Raw genomic sequence first — 17,939 nt, forward strand, 5'->3', positions numbered from 1 at the left:
ATATAATTTTTTAATAGTATAGATATTTTAACTCTAAAAAAAGCTCAAAATGTAACGTAAAAAGCTAAAGCTTTGACTTTTTTAAAAATGGCCATATAAATTCATTCCAATTAGTGAACATCTTATCAATTCTTATGGCAAAAATTACTTAAAATTATTATGACTTTTACAAGTCTGTTACACCATATGAAAAATCTAAATATCAAAACTGCTCATAATTTCAATTCTGATATAAATTATTATTAATTGAACAACAGTTTACAAATTCAAACACATTCTATAATTTACTCCAATAATAATTTCCAGATATATTGAAAATATAGACATCAATAGTTCACTTTTACAATTTATTAGTATTTTTGTAGATTTTTATATATTTGATTTTACATCAATGTATAATGTCTTAGAGTATTTAAATTTCTGCAAGTCTTCCTTTTTGATAAAAAATCAAAAATCAAATTTATAATAGTAGCTTAAAGCCTATTAGAGTTATTTTAATATTAATTTAGATTGTTTCGATTTAGCTTTAAAGATGCAAATGCCCTAATATGTAAGTTTTGCTATTTATAATCTTAAAATCAAATATATTTTTTGCTACATAATTGATTTTGTCTACATCAAATAGATTGCTATTTATATCCTATTTTTTTATAGTAAATAAAAGTAAAAAGGCTTTGTAATTCTATTTTAAAGCTCTACTAATTAGCAACATAACAGAGGGTGTATATAAGTGGCATTACTACTAATAATAGTTATTATTATATTACTCGCCTTAAGCCTTTACAAAGAATTGCCTCTCGATTTTTAGCTCTTTTTAACAAATCTTGTGCCATTAACTGTTCCATGCCTAGCCAAAAGAACTCTTTGTATTTGCTCTTCGATAATTTCTTGTTGCAAAAACCTACTGCCTTCACATAATTTACCGAATTACTAATACATTGAATACAGATCAAGATCTAAATAGCAAAATATTTTAAAAATCGCCCAATTCTGTTGGCTAGAATTACTAATTTTTTCAATTTTCTATTTTTTATATAAAACCCAATCCAATTAGTTACAATACCTTTGCGGAATCCAAATCTCCAAATCTTTGGAATAAAATTTAAATACTTCTTTTTCTAAATCCGATATTTGCTTATATAATTTTCTAAAAAATCTATTATTACGCGCTTCTCAATCAAACAAGCCATATTATTAATACACAAAAACACGCTGCTGGTTTTTTAACAACCCAAGCTCAATGTAATAAGGCTTTATTACAAGTTTTGATTTTTTTAGAAAATTTACAAACATAAAATCACTGCAAAATTCATCATACTTGATTTTCTCAAACTCATAGAAAATCTCCAAAACATATCCCTCAAATCTTTATTAATAAAAACAAATCAATCCATTTTTCTCCTTGTTAAAAGAATTTGTGATGAAAAAAAATTGAAAACTTCCCTGTTCCAACTACGGACCTTTTGAAAATATTTATAAAAAATCTCGCATGATACATGGTTTTTATGCTACTCCATTTATACGATAATTAACTTATAAGCCCATATATATATGATGCAGAGCTTGGGTTAATCCATGCGCTACAAAGAGCTAAGCTATCAGCCTACCTTAAAACGAAAATTTATTTTTATATTTACCTGGATTAATACTAAAACTTTTCTTGACTTTTTCATAATATTCCATGCTATCACTTAACATTTTATTATACAAAAACCTCAAACACCCAAATATACTTTTGAAAATATTATTTTTTTGATTAGTATTAGTATGTATTTTGTATTTATAGGCCAATCACTAACACTCATTTTTCAAAAAAGTCAAAAACTACAATCTAAAATCAACTTGCTATAACCCCATATCCTTATTAACAGTCAAGCTTATTGCTTCTATTAAACCATAAAAATTGAAAACATTTTTTATGGCACCATTATTAAAACACCCCTTTTCACATATTTTTATCCCCCCAAATAACTTCCATTATAGCTGCGCTTTTCATTTTTTATCCACAAATTTATTCAAAATGAAATACAAAGTAAGCACAACCTTAAAAACAAAACATACATAAAATGTTATTGATTTTAGAAATCTAATCTTTATTTATTAATAAATTAATTCTTACGTAGAATAAAAAAATTAATATAAAAATAAAAATTATCTTAAAATATACTTTTTATTTCTTTCTTAACTTTAAAATATTGTTGATCAATAGTGGACCTGAACATATAAATATTATAGTAAGAACAAGCTGTTTAAACTTTTTTTCAAAAATTTTAAACATTTAGAAAGTTGTGGGATATGTTCTAATGATATTATTACTGAAGGCAAATTTTCTAATTTAAGGTTATATACATCTGAGCTCCGGTTGCTTGATAATATAGAAAAGATTTTCCACAGTTTGAAATATGATAGTTGTTGCGACATACTTTTATTATCTTGCTATACTAAGAAATATTTTGATAAATTCTTTTTAGATTTAGATTCTGAGCGATCTAAAGGTTCAATTAAGTTGTTTGACAGGGAAAATAATCAGAATAGTAAATTAAAAATGAAGTTTATTAGCCTTATTTATGTATAAGAGAATTATGTTTTCTTAGATATAAGCATTTTGATTAAGATACGCATGGGTATATATTAGTTCTAGAGCAATCTATTTTAGCAGCGCTTTTTAAGTTTAGTAAAAATAGCATTTTGATAAACTTGTATATTTATATATTTATAGTTTACTTTGGTAGTAAGATGGGCAAAGGCTATATATGAGAACGTTGCTTAATGTTTATTAATAATATTAGCTTTAAGTTTTATTTGGATTTTGTTTGCCTGATAAGTGCCCAAGCATATGCCAATTTTATCTTTTCTCAAAAATTATTAAATATCAAATCATTATATTGATTTATAGAAATTTAATTTCTAGATATTAAATAAAAATTTTCTATAAAAAATCAATATTACAAGACTCAAATTAATATAAAACTTATCATAATAATATGCTTATTATGATAAATCCAATATTATATTTAATATTGGATTATGTTTAATATTGGACTATATTAGATATTGGATTTTAGATTTTAATTAAGGAGAATATTTATGAAACATAAAATCATTGGGGGCTTATTTATTTTTCTGTTTTCAGCTTGCAATCCAGATTTCAACACCAATCAAAAAAATATGAAGTATTAATCTAGTAAAAAAGGATTAAAATCTAAGACGGAAGCAAATCTAACTCAAAAAGAAGGCCCAAATCAAAAAGAAAACTCTATTCAAGAAGAAGATCTTAATAAAAAAACAGAAAACACACTGCTTGATAATTTAAGGAATTTAATAGAACAAGCTTATATAGACAACAAAAAATATGAAAAAAAGCTAAAAGAAGAATCTAAAACCCAATATGAAATGTTGGCTTTCAAAATCTTGGGCTGGCCATCATTACCGGGCGAAAAGGTGGCCGAAAACACTGAAAGCTCCAAAAGCTATAGAAATCGAACTTATAGTATTTTAACAAATACTATTAATGATAATGAATTAAAAACCTTTTCAAAAATTGCAGAGTCATCAGGCCAAATACAAGGCATATTTAACATCTTTAACTCACCTGGAAGTGATTTTGAAGACGTAGTTGCTTTTTTATATCCCAAAAAAGATAATCTAGAAGAACTAGAGACTTCAGATTTAAAAAAGCTTAAAGATTATTTGGGAAAATCTTTATCTACAAAAACAACAGTCTCAGAAATGATGCAGCAACTCTTATTAGACTATCAAAACAATATAAATAACATACAAACAGATGAAAATGAACTTAAATCTCATGTAGAAGATATTTGCAATCAAATCTCAAAAAAAAAGAAAAGAAGCAGAAAAACTAAAAAATGACATATATTCAATATATAATAGCCTTTAAATTATATATTGAAATTGTTATAATACAAAACCTATCTTTTATTAAAGATAGGTTTAACACTCTTACTAAAGATTACAAAAAATTTTTAACCTATAATTTACATAAACTTTAATTTTAATAATAAGTAAGCTGATGTTTGCATAGATCTTTAATTTAATAATATCATTAGTAATAGATTAATATTACTAATGATATATTCTTTAAAAGAAGTATATTTAAAGGTAATTAATTTTACATTAATTACCTTTAATAATTTTATTTTTAATAATTAGCGGTTACAAACAAAAATTAAAATTGCATAGCAAATTCTTTATGTAAAAGAACCCTTAATGAATTTAATTATGATAAGGATCATATTCATTTATTACTAGAATTTATCCCGAATATTCAAATTTTTAAATTCATAAATAATCTAAAAATAGCATCTTAAAGGCTTATAAAGAAAAAATATTTTACTAATTTAGATAAGTATTATTTGAAACCTTATTTTGATCTAGAAATTATATCTATAATAGGGGAAGTTCTTTTGATATAATCAAAAAAGTATATTTAGGATCAAAACAAATTTATTATTAACTAATTTAATAAAAATCAATCAAAGTAATTTTTAAAAAGCTTAAAATACTATAAAACTTCTCGAAATAAAAATATTATTATGATAATTTCAATATAATACAGTATTTAATATAATATTAAATACTGTATTATATTGAATATTGGATTATATTTAATATTAGAGATTTTAGATTTCAAGTAAGGAGAATATTGGTGAAACATAAAATCATTGTGAGCTTATTTATTTTTCTATTTTTAGCTTGCAATCCAGATTTTGACACTCGGCAAAAAGATATGAATTATCAATCTAGTAAAAAAGTACCAAAATCTAATAAAAAAAGATTAAAATCTAGTAAAAAAGAATTAGAACCTAAGACAAAAGCAAATCCAAATCAAGAAGAAAACTCTAATCAAAAAGAAAACTATTATACAAACCCCCAAAAACATATTGCTTAATGATTTAAGAAATTTAATAGACAAAACACATGCAGATAACAAAAAATATGAAAAAAAGTTGAAAGAAGGCCCTAAAGAACAATATGAAGCAGAGGCTTTTAAAGCCTTGAGCTGGGCATCATCGCGAGGTGAAAAGGTGGCCGCTGATACCGAGCGAGCAAAAAGATATAGAAAAAATACTTACAGCATTTTAAATACTATTAATGATAATCAATTAAAGAAATTTTCAGGAATTGTAATGTTATCAGGACAAATGCAAGGCATGTTCAACACTCTTAAAGCAATTGAACACACTCTTGCAAATTTGATTGTTCACTTATATTCCAAAGACAATCTAGAAAAACTAGAGATTTCAAATCTAAAAAAGCTTAAAAATTTGTTTGAAAAATTAATATCCACAACAAAAACAACAACTGTCTCAAAAATGATGCACCAACTTTTATTAGATTATCAAAATGATGAAAATAATATAAGAACAGACGAAAATAAGCTCAAATCTCATACAGACACACTTTACAATCAAATAGTAGAAAAAAGAAAAAAACAGAGGAACTAAATAATGATATATTTTCAATTACAAATAAAATTTAAATTATATATTGGAATTATCGCAATGCAAAAGCCCGTCTTTAATAAAAGACAGGCAATTGATTTATTGGTTTTAAATATTCTTTTTTATGATATCTTATGTTTAGTACTCTTTATAGAAAAGAGTTCTTAATAAATCCAGTTATGATAATGATCTCATTCATTTATCATTAAAATTTGCTTTCAATATTTAACCTTCTGAATTCATCAATAATCCAAAGACAGTAATCTTAAAGATTTATAAGAAAAAATATTTTACTTATAAATATAAGCATTACTTAAAACCTTGTTTTTAATCTCTAGAAGTTATTTATCTCTACTGAAAATTATTGGTATTATTAAAAGTATATTCGGAACCAAAATAAATCCATTTATTAATAAATTCATTTCAATCTAAATTTCATAAAAATTATAGATGGATAATTCTTTGTTAAAGTTATCAATTAGGATAAGTTAAAAAAGTTTATATATTTGCTTGACAAGAGTTTTAGGTTAAAGAGTTTAATTGATTTTTGATTTACTCTATATAAAAAGAAAACCCCTTAAAGATAAGAGGTTTATTTAAAAGAATGTATGGTATGAAGTAAATATTGATAATAAATTCTTTTAATTTTAAAAAAGGAGAATATTTAATACTCAATTATTAGTTCAATAATTGAGTATTACCAGGTATTTTAATTTTTTTTTAAAAAAAATTAGATTTTTGCAGAGAAAATCAAATATTATTCAAAGCCAAAATAAGGGGTTAAGTAATGCTTATATTTATAAGTAAAATATTTTTTCTTATAAATCTTTAAGATTACTGTCTTTGGATTATTGATGAATTCAGAAGGTTAAATATTGAAAGCAAATTTTAATAATAAATGAATGAGATCATTATCATAACTAGATTTATTAAGAACTCTTTTCTATAAAGAAAAGAAAATAAGTATTATTTGGATGAAAAAAGATGAAAGCTTAGAATTTACACATTTATGCCTATATTTATAGCTAATTATAAAACATAGCAATAGAAAGCTATAAATTAAAGCTATGCAAAAAGGAATGTTTAGAAAAAGTATTAATGATTTAAAATTGTATGCAATTGCAAGACAATTATTATATAGCTATCCAGAATAAAGCAAAAAGCTGTTTTTATAATTCTTAATTTAGAAACAGTAGTTTTATAGCTAAAATTTTTATAAATTTCAGACTTAATAGATAAAAAGGCTTACTAAAATTATTCAAGACTGCTATCATATAATAAGTTGTATAATGAAAAATAAAACTTTTATATTCTTAATATTTTTGATTAAAAATTTAGCAATATATGCTCAAAATATAAACTATGAATTTAAACAAGCTAAAATTAAAAATCTAAAAGGGATATTTATTAATTATAAAGTCTATCTAGCAGAAAATTTAGCAATTGACAATGTAAAAACCTTAAACCATATTTCTACATTCAAAATCAATCTTGTTATTGACAAAAAAATTGCAACTTCTATTAAAAATGAGCAAGATGTAATTAAAGCCGGAAATGAATGCGGGATCTTTTTAGAATTTCAAATCAATAGCCGTATATACTATGCCAAATTTTCATCAATAAAATATATTTTACAAGCAATTGAGAGTTTTGCTAAAATTAAAAATACAATCAATAATTTAGAAATTAAAAATCTTGAAGGAAATGGAATTTTTTTATACAAAAATGGTCACTCATACAATTTAAAAACAGATTTTCAAGAAACAGTAATATTTGTAAATTTTCTTGGCTTTAAAGATAATACTGGAAGACCTTACTTTATATTTTATTACGACAATATAGATGATAAAGATAAAAATTTAAAAACAATCTTAATTTCCTTTGAAGAATTCCATAATGGAATAAGGGAAGGGCTATTCTTGCTGAGAAATGAAAAAGCGATACTAGAATTTATTAATTTTTCAAAAGATTAACACAATAGGTGATATTAAAAACATTTTAAAGTCGATATTATAATAAACTAATATCAAAAACCTTGTTTATACTAAATAACCTTAATCTATATCCCTTTTAGTAAATAATTACTTAACTTGGGCTTAAAAATTATTTAAATTTAAGTCAACTGCCACCAAGTAATTTAACTTTTGAATTAAAATCATCCAAAAACTTTTTAAAAGGAATCTTATTAAAACTTACAATAACATCATTTCTGAACGCATAAATTCTAAATGCTGCTATATTATCATTCCCCAAGGCAACAAATCTTATAAATTCGCTTTCTGAAATAATAAATTTATAAATTTCTACCTTAATATTTTTTTCAGTAATCACTGTTGTGTAATCATAAGGGAAATATGAATCATAAAAATCGTTATAATAAACAACACGCTTGCTATCCTCTGAAACCAACTCTCCTTTAGCCTCAAATCTAGTATCTGTTATTATCTTTTCAGGCTTTATTTGACTAGAATTTCTAGATTCAACTCTAACTAAAATAAAATATTCTCTTTTATTTTTCAATTTATCATATTTAATAGAAATTACAGACTTAAATATTCCATCTCTAGAATAATTTACCCCAATATCATATTGTGAATCTAATACTTGAGAAAACCTATCATAAGCTATTTGATAAGTTTGACAAGAAACTAAAAAAAACACCAAAATAAAATACTTTAAAATAAATTTTAAATTCATTAAAACCCCCCTTAATTTATCTTATATTTATTTTAAAAAAAATTCTCAAAAATTAGAAAATTAAATAATATAATCAATTCAAATAAAAACATTCTAATTTTAGAGCTTGAATTAAAATTAGAAAACTATTATCATTAGGTGTTGTTCTAACAAAAACCAATTTAAAGATTAGATTATATCTAATCCCAATTTATATAAATTTCAAAGTGCATCTATAGGAGAAATCGTGTATACTGACCCAAGGTCAATTATTAATACTTACTTTGTAAAAAACAAAAAAATCTTCATTATCAACCCAATAGCTTTTAAATTTGAACTTAATTTTGAAAAAACTATTCAAATAAATTCAAAAGAGAATATAGCGCTTAAAACATTTAAAGGTGGAATTATTAGCCTGCAATTAAGGTCAAATGAATTTTCTAAATTACCACAAGACATTCTAAAGGGAAAACTTGAATTTTATATTAACTATGTAAGTGAAGAAAAACTTAAAATAGTTTACGACATGATGGTAGTCAAAGTTTACACAATTGACTTAGAAGCTAGTAATAAAGATGAAATTTACCTAATCGAACTTAAAATACTTGGATCTATTTATAGAAAAGAAAATATAGAAAATGCGTTTATTCCTATTATAAAAAATAACAATACTTACCTTTTTGAAAACAAAGCAAACAACCAAAAAGTTAATTTATTATTAAAAGGCATCGACAAGACCATTGAACTTCCGTTTTTAACAAAAATCAGCTATTCAAATATCAAAACTATTAATACCACCGATATAAAAACCAATGAAAGTTTAAATGCAAACATTAAAACAACGAATAGAATGTTACTAAATCTGAGCACAAAAATCTACGAAGAACTGATCTTAACAAATTCAAATCAAATAAAAACTATCAACAATAAACAAAAAATTCTAAAAACGTTAAGATCTTTTATTGAAAATGAGAATGGGTTGGGGGGTAAAATAAAGCTAACCTTCTTAGAAAGAACAAATTTTTTGATTAAAAATTTAAACTTAAATAACTTAGACTTTATATTAAATGACATCAATATTATACAAGAGAACAGCTGTATCAAAATCGATATCACCTTATTAGAAGATAAAATTGAAAAAAAATACTTAAACCAAGCTTCAAATATAACCCCATTTCTTAAAAATATCACATTATTGTAATTTTTTAGGAAAGACAAATTGCTGCAATCTACCCGAGCTACACAATCTAATAGCTCTTGACAAACGCCCTAAAAAAGTATTCAACATATAACCTAACATCCTTGAAACTAACACACAATATATAATAAAATAAAATTATGAGGTATTTATGTTAAGTATTAACGGTGTAAGACTTTATTCTTTAAAAGAATTCCAAAATATATTAGAAGATTCTTATAATCTTTCAATTAGCAAAAATACTATATCTAAAAAATCAAAAATTTTAAAATGCGCAATCCATGTAGACAATCGCCCTTACCTTTTAGAAGATTTTTGCACATATTTTCTAATGGACTTTAGAAGGCCCAAACCCATTACAAACAGCATGAAAGAAACAATTCAATTAAGAATTGAGCAAGCAAAAAAAATAATGAGCCGAAAATCTACAAAACATGAAATACAAATTGCTTCAAAAAAGATGGGTCATATTTTATAATCTATCATATTGACATTTTAAAAACATTGCTATAGAATATGGTAAAAAGTTAATTATTTCGTTTGTAATACAGTAAGAATTTAGAATGCAAGCCAAATAATTGAAAAAGCTTCTGAAACCACAACAAATTTAACTTCAGAAGCCAGGATAAGATAATGATAATAAAAATAAAAAAGAATGTCAATGCAAATTTTAATAATCTCATAACATTAGAAGAAATCATAAAGTACAATCAAAAAAACGTAAGTGCTAATTTAATAGAGTTAAAACACTCAAGGCTAAAATCATATTTAACTAAAAAAAGGGCCATATATCAACGAATACTCAAGGTATGCTGGGCAATTGATCTTAAAAACAAACAATACTATAAATCTAACAAACTTAAAACATATTCTACAATAGAAATATACAATATAGTTAATAAATGTCTTGCAAAAGATAATAAAAAAATATCAATCAGGACCTTAGAATATGATATATCATTTTTAAATCAAATACTCTTAATAACAACCAAACTAAAACATTTAGGCAAAGATAATGGAAGCTTTGCATTTTATATACAAAACAAAAATCTTTGGAAACATCGTTTTACAATTATTCAAGAAGCAATTAATAAAGAAATAAAAGAATATTTAAAAGATAAAAAAATAGTATCTGATTTTTCTAAGGAAATCAACAATGCTATAAACAAGAACAATATAAAAAATATAAAACCTAAAAGCTCAGTTGCAGATGAATCAATTGCGGATGTTATACCTAAAGGTATAAAAGATATAAATAAGATAAAGAATTCTATAGAAGAAAAGAATATAAAAATAACTAAAATTTCTTACAAAGAATATATTGCAAATAAGTTAGTAAAAGTTCACAAAATAAAAAAAATGCAAATAACAAAAATACTTAAAATAAGTAACAACGAAAAAACCTATGTAAATGCATTAAGAAACTTAAAGTTGGCAATAGAAAAATATAAAGAAGAATATAAAATTGAAGACATTTCAAACCACTTTATAAAAGAGTTTAAAAATAAATATAGTAAAAAAATATGGATGATGAACGGAAAAACCGAAAAAACAAATGACTTTAATGAAATTTGGGAAAAAAGATTTAAAAAAACGTTTTTAAATAAAAATTTAAAAGAACAATATAAAAGTAATTACTTAGAAAATAAAAAGACTAATAACAACGAAAAAAAAATAATTATTCTTTTTTCTAGCAATAAAGGCTTTAAAAGAATCAGTAAAATTACAATTAATTAAAATTAATTACTACTTTCATATTATAATAAAAAGTCTTGTCAAAATTTATATTAAAAGGAATATGAAAAATTCATACTTATTATACAAATTAAAAGCTTTTAAAATTAGATTGTAGACAAAGCAAGCTTTTATTTTTAAAAGAAAATTAATCATTTTCTTTTAAAAGATATATGAGTTTTATCATAGTAATCTGAAACATTAGATACTCTGGAATAATAAGAATGATTTCTGTTATTATTCTCATCTAGTTTAATTTGAGAATTTTTAGCCCCAGACTCTTTTTTGCTTAAGCATTGATAATCCGAATTATCCATATATTTCTTTTTAAAATGAGAAGCCCCATCTATCTTGTTTCGATCGTTGTTTATTGATAAATCACAATCCAATATTAATAAAGAAGTTAACACCATAAATAATAATGAAATAATAAATTTTTTTTTCATAAGCCCCCTTCTCCCAAATTTTAATAATCAAAATTTACCTTACAAAAACTACAAAAAAGCACAAGTAAACACATTTCAAAATTTAAAGTTAAGTATTGTTATAGTATATATGTCTAATTTATTTTTCAATATAATTAGTCCAAATTTATATCCATTTTTAGCATTTTAGCAATAGAAATTATATTCTAAATTAACCTTTTTTTAAAGCAAAATTAGAACAAAATTATATATTCTTATAAATAAATAAATAAAAAACAAAACAGGAGCTGCCCTAAGTAAAGTTTGCAAATTATGTCTTAGTGGGAAATGTTCTTCGAAAAATAGTCTAGAAATCTGCCATGAAATAAATTGAGCATCTATTTCTATAATCTTTGATTTAGAAATATTAGTTTAAATTTAAGGTGTTATTAAAATTTTATATTCACAATGCAAATTTTTAGTTAATTTATATTTTTTAGATTTTCATTTTTTTTATTTGCTATAGACTTATTGATTTAGGCAGTAAATGTTTTAGTTCTTTTTTTTTTAAAAAAGAAGTCCCTACCCCTAATCTTATTTGGAGAGGATTAATAGGGGTGTTGGGGACTGTTGGCAGATCGTTTTCTACCTTACATATATAATATTTTATTTTTTTAATTTTGTAAATATTATTTAATAATAATAAATAAAATTAAACGCTTTTAAGTAAAATGTTAAATTTTGGTTTTTTCCCCATGATTTCCTTTTAATTTTTTAGTTTTGCCATTTAGTTTAGCAGTCTGTTGTTGTGATTGTTCTTCAATTTTATTGATGGCTTGTAAAAGCCTTATTTGACCCTTATTAAGGGGTTTTTTCTTATGTTTGGGCTTTAAGGGATTTAATTTTTGATTCATTATTTGAATTTCTTTAATTTCTTCTGCAGTTGGTTCATAATTTATCCACTTTTTATCTATCCAGCCTTTTTCCCATTCATAATAGCTTTCATTAAAGTTAGTTCTGTTTTGTTCGTCGAAGTGCCTTGCTAGTGCGGCAATTATTTTTGTTCCATATTTAAGCATTTTTTCTGTTTCTGTTTTCGTAATAAATGTGTCGTAATCGTAATTTTCACCGGTTTGCATATTAACAATATCAACTATAAGTTTGAAAGTATTTATGCAATTCATTGCAATATTTGTGGATAAAAAATTAGGATCACTAAGGGCTTTAATATTAAGTTCATATTTTTTCTTTAGACTTACGGGAATTTTAAAAAAGTCAATTATAAAGCCATTTATTTTTGCTCGATAATTAGCTTCATATTGGGAATTTCCAAAGAAAGTTCCTTTTATGCCTCCAATTGTATATTCATTATAGTTTATTGTTATTTCTTTTTGCATTTTTATCCTTTAAAAATATATTGATATAATATAGTACTATGTATTAATTGATATTATATATCAATTAATACATAGTACAAATAAAAAAATATTTTTAATTTTGTTTTTTTCCTAAACTGTTGTAGATTTTAACTTATCTTTAACCTTTAACCATTTATAAAAAGTCCTTAAGAGAGAAGTTTCTTAGGACTTTTTATAAATTTAATAAAAAGAATGAAGAATTGTCTGCCTATAATTTCTTTGAAATTTAGGTGGGGATGTGGGTTTGTAAAACAGATTTATTTTTAAGCTCTGAATATACTTTTTATGATATCGGTAGAGACTTCTAATATAAATAAGGCAATAGCTTAAGATGCCTTTTTTAGATTATTGATAAATTTAGAGGGTTGAATATTTTAAGTAAATTCTAGTGATAAATGAATTTAATTTTTATTATAATTTAATTTATTAAAAGTTCTTTTTTCTGTAAAGAACATAAAATAAACATTATTTGGTAAAGAGAAGATTGGTATTTGTAAATACAAAATATATTTTAACGCCAACCAAAAGAAATGCTTTTTAAAAGTATTTAGATGTGTAGGATTTATATAGCACAATGTTAAAGCGATAAGATAGATTTTTATGAAAAAATAAGCAAAATCTTATTACTTATTCAAATAAATATAAATAGAGCTTTTATTGCTAAAAAAAGTTTATAGTTTGGCTTTTTGTAATGCATGGATTGACTTAAGCCCTGTATATAAAATTCTTTTAAAGAAATTAAAAAAAAGAGATAGAATACAAGGATTTCTTAAGCATAAGAGTAAGGAAATAAGCAAACTTTTAAAACTAATAATAAAAAAATAACGAAAATAAACTTAAGGAATACTAAAAAAAAATATCAAAAAAACAAAGAGAGACTTTTTACATAAATTATTTTTTTACTTTGTAGTTAATTATAAAATTATAGCAATAGAAATCAAAGATTATAAAAACAACTTTTTTGTCTCATTCTACGACAGCTTTTTAGGTTCTTTATTTTTTATAAGAACGGGCAGCCCTCCCCGCATCCCCCAAACCAAAGACATGAACAATAAACGTAACTTCAGACAATTCCTGTCTTGGTTTTTATTGCTTAATTTTAGAGTTACATTTCTAATACCATAATTGGATAAATATTTTACTTGGTGGAAAAATATTTATCCAATTAATGAAAAAGATCAATATCATTTTGATTTATATTATAATTGCCTTACAAGCAAGCTCATAGTATTCTAAATAATTAATACTTTTTCCTCCACACATTCCTTTTTGCATAAAATTAATTGATTACGCTCTCTAAATAATAGTTTACTGGTTTTTAAGACCATATCAGATCTAATTTATTGAAATATTTTCTAAAAGCAACTTCCATGGGTAGAGATTTAAATAATTAATATATGATATAAAATAATTAATATATGATATAAAATAATTAATATATGATATAAAATAATTAATATATGATATAAAATAATTAATATATGATATAAAATAATTAATATATGATATAAAATAATTAATATATGATATAAAATAATTAATATATGATATAAAATAATTAATATATGATATAAAATAATTAATATATGATATAAAATAATTAATATATGATATAAAATAATTAAAAGGAAGCTTGTATGAAGAAAATAGCATTTCATATTCAAAAAGGCGGTGTTGGCAAAACTACTTTAAGCGGAAATATTGCAAGTTACTTATCTAAAACAAAAAAAGTTATATTAGTTGATTGTGATATACAGCAAGGAAGTTCTTCTACATGGTTTCTTAATCATGAAATTCTTAAGCTGGATATTAAAGATTTTCTTTTAAAGAAGATAGATATAGATCGAGTAGTAAGGCAAATACAAAAAAATTTTTATATTTTGCCATGTGTGCCGAGTGGGACTTTTAGAAGAGATGTGCAACATGAATTGCAAGATTTCCCATATTTGATAGATGATTTTTGCTTGGAATTGGAGAAATTGGGATTTGAATTTGCGATTTTTGATTTATCTCCCAGTTTTGAGCTTTGGGAGCGAAGAATTATTCTTGCAATGTGTGAAGTTGTTACTCCACTGACTCCAGAATTTTTAAGTCTTGAAGGAATTAATATTTTTAAAGAAGAGTTTGATTCTTTGTTAAAATCTTATAGAAAAAAGGTTAAACATGAGAAGATTATTTGTAATATGCTTAATAAAAGTTTTAAAAGACATAATTTACACCTGAATCAATTTAAAACTTTTGGGTATGACCTTTATGAGGTTGGACAAGATGCTAAAATAGCAGAATCTCAGCTATATAAGAAGTCGATTTTTGATTATTGTCCTGAGAGCAGGACTATTTTAGAACTTTCAAGATTGGGGGAGGCTTTATGCCTATAAGCAAAGAAGTTGATTTAGAAGAAATTATTAAACAAAATGTTGGCAAGTCTAAATTTGCTTTTCGTGACGAGGATATTATTAGTAATAACATTTCAAATGTTAAGCCTAGTAAATCAAAGATGACGATCAAACAAATAAGTGTAGGGCTGAAATATGAATATTGGATTGAATTTTATTCTATTTTAGATAAAAAGGGATTGACGGCTTCTGGTTTTATAAGAATTTTAATTATGGAATATATAGCAGCTTCTAAGAAATGATGATCTTTAATGAAGATATTGTATTTAGATTATTGATAAATTTAGAAGTTTGAATATTGGTAATGCGATCCTTGTTATAATTAATTCATTAATAGTTATTTTCCATAAGAAATAAAATAAGCATTAATTTGTGAAGATGGAATAGAAGCCCAGCATTTATGCTTATATTTAGTAACTAGTACTCGTTGGCAATTAATAAATATGTAGGGATTAAAGGTTATCTCGTGTTCTATATAGACTAAGTAATTATAATAATGAGTGGCTGATAAAACTTGTAAAAACAGAATATATCCTAAAACCAACCAAGAGAAATTATTTAAAATTATTTAGATGTGTAAGATTTTTGTATGGCAAAATGTTAAATGATTGGAAAGATTCTTATGAAAAACTTAAGAAAAGTTTTGGTATTAATCCAGGCAAATATAAAAATATATTTCCATTCTTAAAGGAAGCCAATATTTTAACTATTTGTGGCGCATGTATTAATTCAAACTTTGTGTATAATAATTTTTTAGATAAATTAAAAAAGGAAGCAAAACGCAAGGATGTCCTAAATATAAGAGTAAAAAATAGGTAAATTTTTAGAGCTAATATAAAAAAGTTCAATAAGAATGGAAAATGAATATAAAGCTTTTAAAAATAGAATTTGTAAAGTTATGTCTACATAGAAGTATTATAATAGTAATAAACTTATTAAAAATGTAGTAGTAGAAAAAAATGTCGATAATAAATATTATATTTCAGTATTAGTTGAAAGCTTGGATGTTAAAAATAACAAATAAAACTAGAAATGATAAAAAAGAGTAGCTAATGTGAAAAAGCCAATCATCCTAAATATTTATAAAAAATGAAAATAAATTTAAAAAATGCTAAAGAAAAATCACTAAAAAAATAAAAGGGTTCTATTAATAGAGCTAAATCTAGATTAATAGTTGCTAATTTGTATAAGAAAATTTTAAATTAAAGAAAAGACTTTTTGCATAAATTATCTTATTATTTTTTGGATAATTATAAAAATATAATAATGGGGGGCTTGATAATTAATTTTATGTAAAAAGGAATGTTTTGGGGGAAAGTATTAATAATGTTGTGATAGAGATATAAATACAATATTAGATCTTGAATCCTTCTTTTTTTATAAAGAAATAAAAATTCAAAGCAGGAGCTGCCTGAAGCAAGGCTTGTGAATCATGCTTTGGTAGATAACTATTTTTAAGATAAAAAATAATCTAAAAAGTTGCCATATGAGATGAAGCAATAATTTATTTTGATAATCTTTGATTTAGAAATATTAGCTAACTTGTTGGATACAATCATTTGGCTTAATTACAATTAATACAATAAGCTAGATCATTGTATTAATTGTAATTAAAGCTATTGATATTATTATAAATATATAAAGCTTATTATTAATAATTAATAGATAAAAAATTAATTTTAACATTTCTATTAATAATAAAAAAATATCAAAACACTCTTTACAAAATCTGATTAATTTTGTAAAAAGTGTTTTTAGTTGCATATGAAAATATATTATACACATAGTCAAGCATGAATACACGATTATTGCTGTCATAAAAATTTTAATTCTCCTTCAATTTCAGTCTATCTCAATTTTTTAAAAATTCCATTTTTGTTTATCGATAGTTCTCTATGCATTTACTAATGCATATTATAATCTTAGTATTTGAGAGTATTTTTAAATGCCGGTTTAGCTATGTTATTTTTGAAAAGTTTCCACACAAAAATTTTTTGTTTTTTATTTTTTACTTATCTTGTTGCATTTGATGGGCATTCTTTTTTCCCTAGGGCTTGAAATAAAATAATAAGTATATAATCTATATAATCTGTATTTAATATTTTAAATAAACCATATTGATCCAGATCTAAGGCATAGTTAGGATTTGTTTTTTAAAATTTTAAAATAATAAGATTTGCTATGCAATATTATTGGATTTTTATACATTTTGATTGCAAGCCCTTCAAACGTTATAGCATTTTTCACCAATTCTAATGGATTATACTTTGTGAAATATTTGTTGGGATTGTTGCTTTTTGAAAAGTTTGATGTTTTAAAATATTTTAAAATTTCTTCTTTGGGATATAAATTAATACTTCTTTTCCCATATTTTTTGGAAGCTGTTATATTTTCTGGTAGTTTATAGGTATTAATTTTTCCTTGTTTTTCTAATTTAAATAATTTGATATAAATGGTAATTTTTTTTGTGCTTTTATTTTTTATAGTTTGTACTTTTTTTAAAGTAAAATATTTTTATCGTCAATAAGTATTATTTAATCCCCTATTTATATATATATCTTGTTATAAACAAGTTAATTTGTCGAACAGGAGTAGAAGTTATTCTTTTCCTTAATTTGGAAATTGAGCTTTATACTAAATAACTATAAATA

Annotated in this window: 18 protein-coding genes; 13 read left to right on the forward strand and 5 right to left on the reverse strand. The window is 23.5% G+C overall.

Annotated elements, in window-relative coordinates; genetic code table 11:
• Positions 1 to 1,194 precede the first annotated feature (1,194 nt).
• Together QIA19_RS00135 and QIA19_RS00140 are read right to left on the reverse strand one after the other, a co-directional pair.
• A complete protein-coding gene (locus QIA19_RS00135) occupies positions 1,195 to 1,350 on the reverse strand; it encodes a hypothetical protein (RefSeq protein WP_301364925.1) in 156 nt (51 codons plus the stop codon).
• A 258-nt stretch (positions 1,351 to 1,608) separates the two neighbouring features.
• Positions 1,609 to 1,791: a helix-turn-helix domain-containing protein gene (locus tag QIA19_RS00140; RefSeq protein ID WP_301364927.1), complete on the reverse strand. Its 183-nt coding sequence runs from the start codon at positions 1,789 to 1,791 to the stop codon at positions 1,609 to 1,611.
• A 454-nt stretch (positions 1,792 to 2,245) separates the two neighbouring features.
• Between QIA19_RS00140 and QIA19_RS00145 the strand changes: the two genes are divergently transcribed.
• The 6 genes from QIA19_RS00145 to QIA19_RS00170 all read left to right on the forward strand — a co-directional run bounded on the left by QIA19_RS00145 (position 2,246) and on the right by QIA19_RS00170 (position 7,435).
• Positions 2,246 to 2,575, forward strand: coding sequence for a P52 family lipoprotein (locus tag QIA19_RS00145; RefSeq protein ID WP_418905142.1), 330 nt, complete (start codon positions 2,246 to 2,248; stop codon positions 2,573 to 2,575).
• Positions 2,576 to 3,393: 818 nt separating this feature from the next.
• Positions 3,394 to 3,870, forward strand: coding sequence for a virulence associated lipoprotein (locus QIA19_RS00150; protein WP_363322301.1), 477 nt, complete (start codon positions 3,394 to 3,396; stop codon positions 3,868 to 3,870).
• Positions 3,871 to 4,196: 326 nt separating this feature from the next.
• Positions 4,197 to 4,328: a transposase gene (locus QIA19_RS00155; protein ID WP_363322303.1), complete on the forward strand. Its 132-nt coding sequence runs from the start codon at positions 4,197 to 4,199 to the stop codon at positions 4,326 to 4,328.
• A 338-nt stretch (positions 4,329 to 4,666) separates the two neighbouring features.
• Complete coding sequence (locus QIA19_RS00160) at positions 4,667 to 4,909, forward strand: hypothetical protein (protein WP_301364929.1); 243 nt, start codon at positions 4,667 to 4,669, stop codon at positions 4,907 to 4,909.
• A 58-nt stretch (positions 4,910 to 4,967) separates the two neighbouring features.
• Positions 4,968 to 5,465 (forward strand): CRASP family complement regulator-acquiring lipoprotein, encoded by a 498-nt coding sequence (locus QIA19_RS00165; protein ID WP_418905140.1) that lies wholly within the window; start codon positions 4,968 to 4,970, stop codon positions 5,463 to 5,465.
• A 1,286-nt stretch (positions 5,466 to 6,751) separates the two neighbouring features.
• A complete protein-coding gene (locus tag QIA19_RS00170) occupies positions 6,752 to 7,435 on the forward strand; it encodes a hypothetical protein (RefSeq protein ID WP_301364934.1) in 684 nt (227 codons plus the stop codon).
• A gap of 145 nt (positions 7,436 to 7,580) precedes the next feature.
• Here QIA19_RS00170 and QIA19_RS00175 read toward each other — a convergent pair whose 3' ends face one another.
• Complete coding sequence (locus tag QIA19_RS00175; RefSeq protein WP_301364936.1) at positions 7,581 to 8,159, reverse strand: hypothetical protein; 579 nt, start codon at positions 8,157 to 8,159, stop codon at positions 7,581 to 7,583.
• Between the two features lie 226 nt (positions 8,160 to 8,385).
• Between QIA19_RS00175 and QIA19_RS00180 the strand changes: the two genes are divergently transcribed.
• From QIA19_RS00180 to QIA19_RS00190, 3 genes are all read left to right on the forward strand, one after another.
• Complete coding sequence (locus QIA19_RS00180; RefSeq protein ID WP_301364938.1) at positions 8,386 to 9,339, forward strand: hypothetical protein; 954 nt, start codon at positions 8,386 to 8,388, stop codon at positions 9,337 to 9,339.
• 148 nt (positions 9,340 to 9,487) lie between these two features.
• A complete protein-coding gene (locus QIA19_RS00185; protein ID WP_010890253.1) occupies positions 9,488 to 9,814 on the forward strand; it encodes a hypothetical protein in 327 nt (108 codons plus the stop codon).
• Between the two features lie 155 nt (positions 9,815 to 9,969).
• Complete coding sequence (locus QIA19_RS00190) at positions 9,970 to 11,073, forward strand: plasmid maintenance protein (protein WP_301364946.1); 1,104 nt, start codon at positions 9,970 to 9,972, stop codon at positions 11,071 to 11,073.
• 149 nt (positions 11,074 to 11,222) lie between these two features.
• Here the strand turns inward: QIA19_RS00190 and QIA19_RS00195 are convergent, their stop codons facing one another.
• Positions 11,223 to 11,516 carry a DUF5425 domain-containing protein gene (locus QIA19_RS00195; protein WP_301364948.1) on the reverse strand — a complete coding sequence of 98 codons (294 nt, stop codon included), beginning with the start codon at positions 11,514 to 11,516 and terminating at the stop codon, positions 11,223 to 11,225.
• A gap of 692 nt (positions 11,517 to 12,208) precedes the next feature.
• Positions 12,209 to 12,871 carry a hypothetical protein gene (locus QIA19_RS00200; RefSeq protein WP_301364950.1) on the reverse strand — a complete coding sequence of 221 codons (663 nt, stop codon included), beginning with the start codon at positions 12,869 to 12,871 and terminating at the stop codon, positions 12,209 to 12,211.
• A 1,658-nt stretch (positions 12,872 to 14,529) separates the two neighbouring features.
• Here QIA19_RS00200 and QIA19_RS00205 point away from each other — a divergent pair.
• From QIA19_RS00205 to QIA19_RS00220, 4 genes are all read left to right on the forward strand, one after another.
• A complete protein-coding gene (locus tag QIA19_RS00205) occupies positions 14,530 to 15,270 on the forward strand; it encodes a ParA family protein (protein WP_301364952.1) in 741 nt (246 codons plus the stop codon).
• On the forward strand, positions 15,261 to 15,530 hold the full coding sequence (locus tag QIA19_RS00210; protein ID WP_301364954.1) for a hypothetical protein: 270 nt from the start codon (positions 15,261 to 15,263) through the stop codon (positions 15,528 to 15,530). Before QIA19_RS00205 ends, QIA19_RS00210 begins: the two co-directional genes overlap by 10 nt.
• Before the next feature lie 355 nt (positions 15,531 to 15,885).
• Complete coding sequence (locus tag QIA19_RS00215) at positions 15,886 to 16,107, forward strand: hypothetical protein (RefSeq protein ID WP_301364956.1); 222 nt, start codon at positions 15,886 to 15,888, stop codon at positions 16,105 to 16,107.
• A 1,450-nt stretch (positions 16,108 to 17,557) separates the two neighbouring features.
• Positions 17,558 to 17,695, forward strand: coding sequence for a hypothetical protein (locus tag QIA19_RS00220; protein WP_418905141.1), 138 nt, complete (start codon positions 17,558 to 17,560; stop codon positions 17,693 to 17,695).
• The last annotated feature ends 244 nt before the right edge of the window (positions 17,696 to 17,939 follow it).

The organism is [Borrelia] finlandensis, from assembly GCF_030438365.2.
GTDB classification, from domain to species: domain Bacteria; phylum Spirochaetota; class Spirochaetia; order Borreliales; family Borreliaceae; genus Borreliella; species Borreliella finlandensis.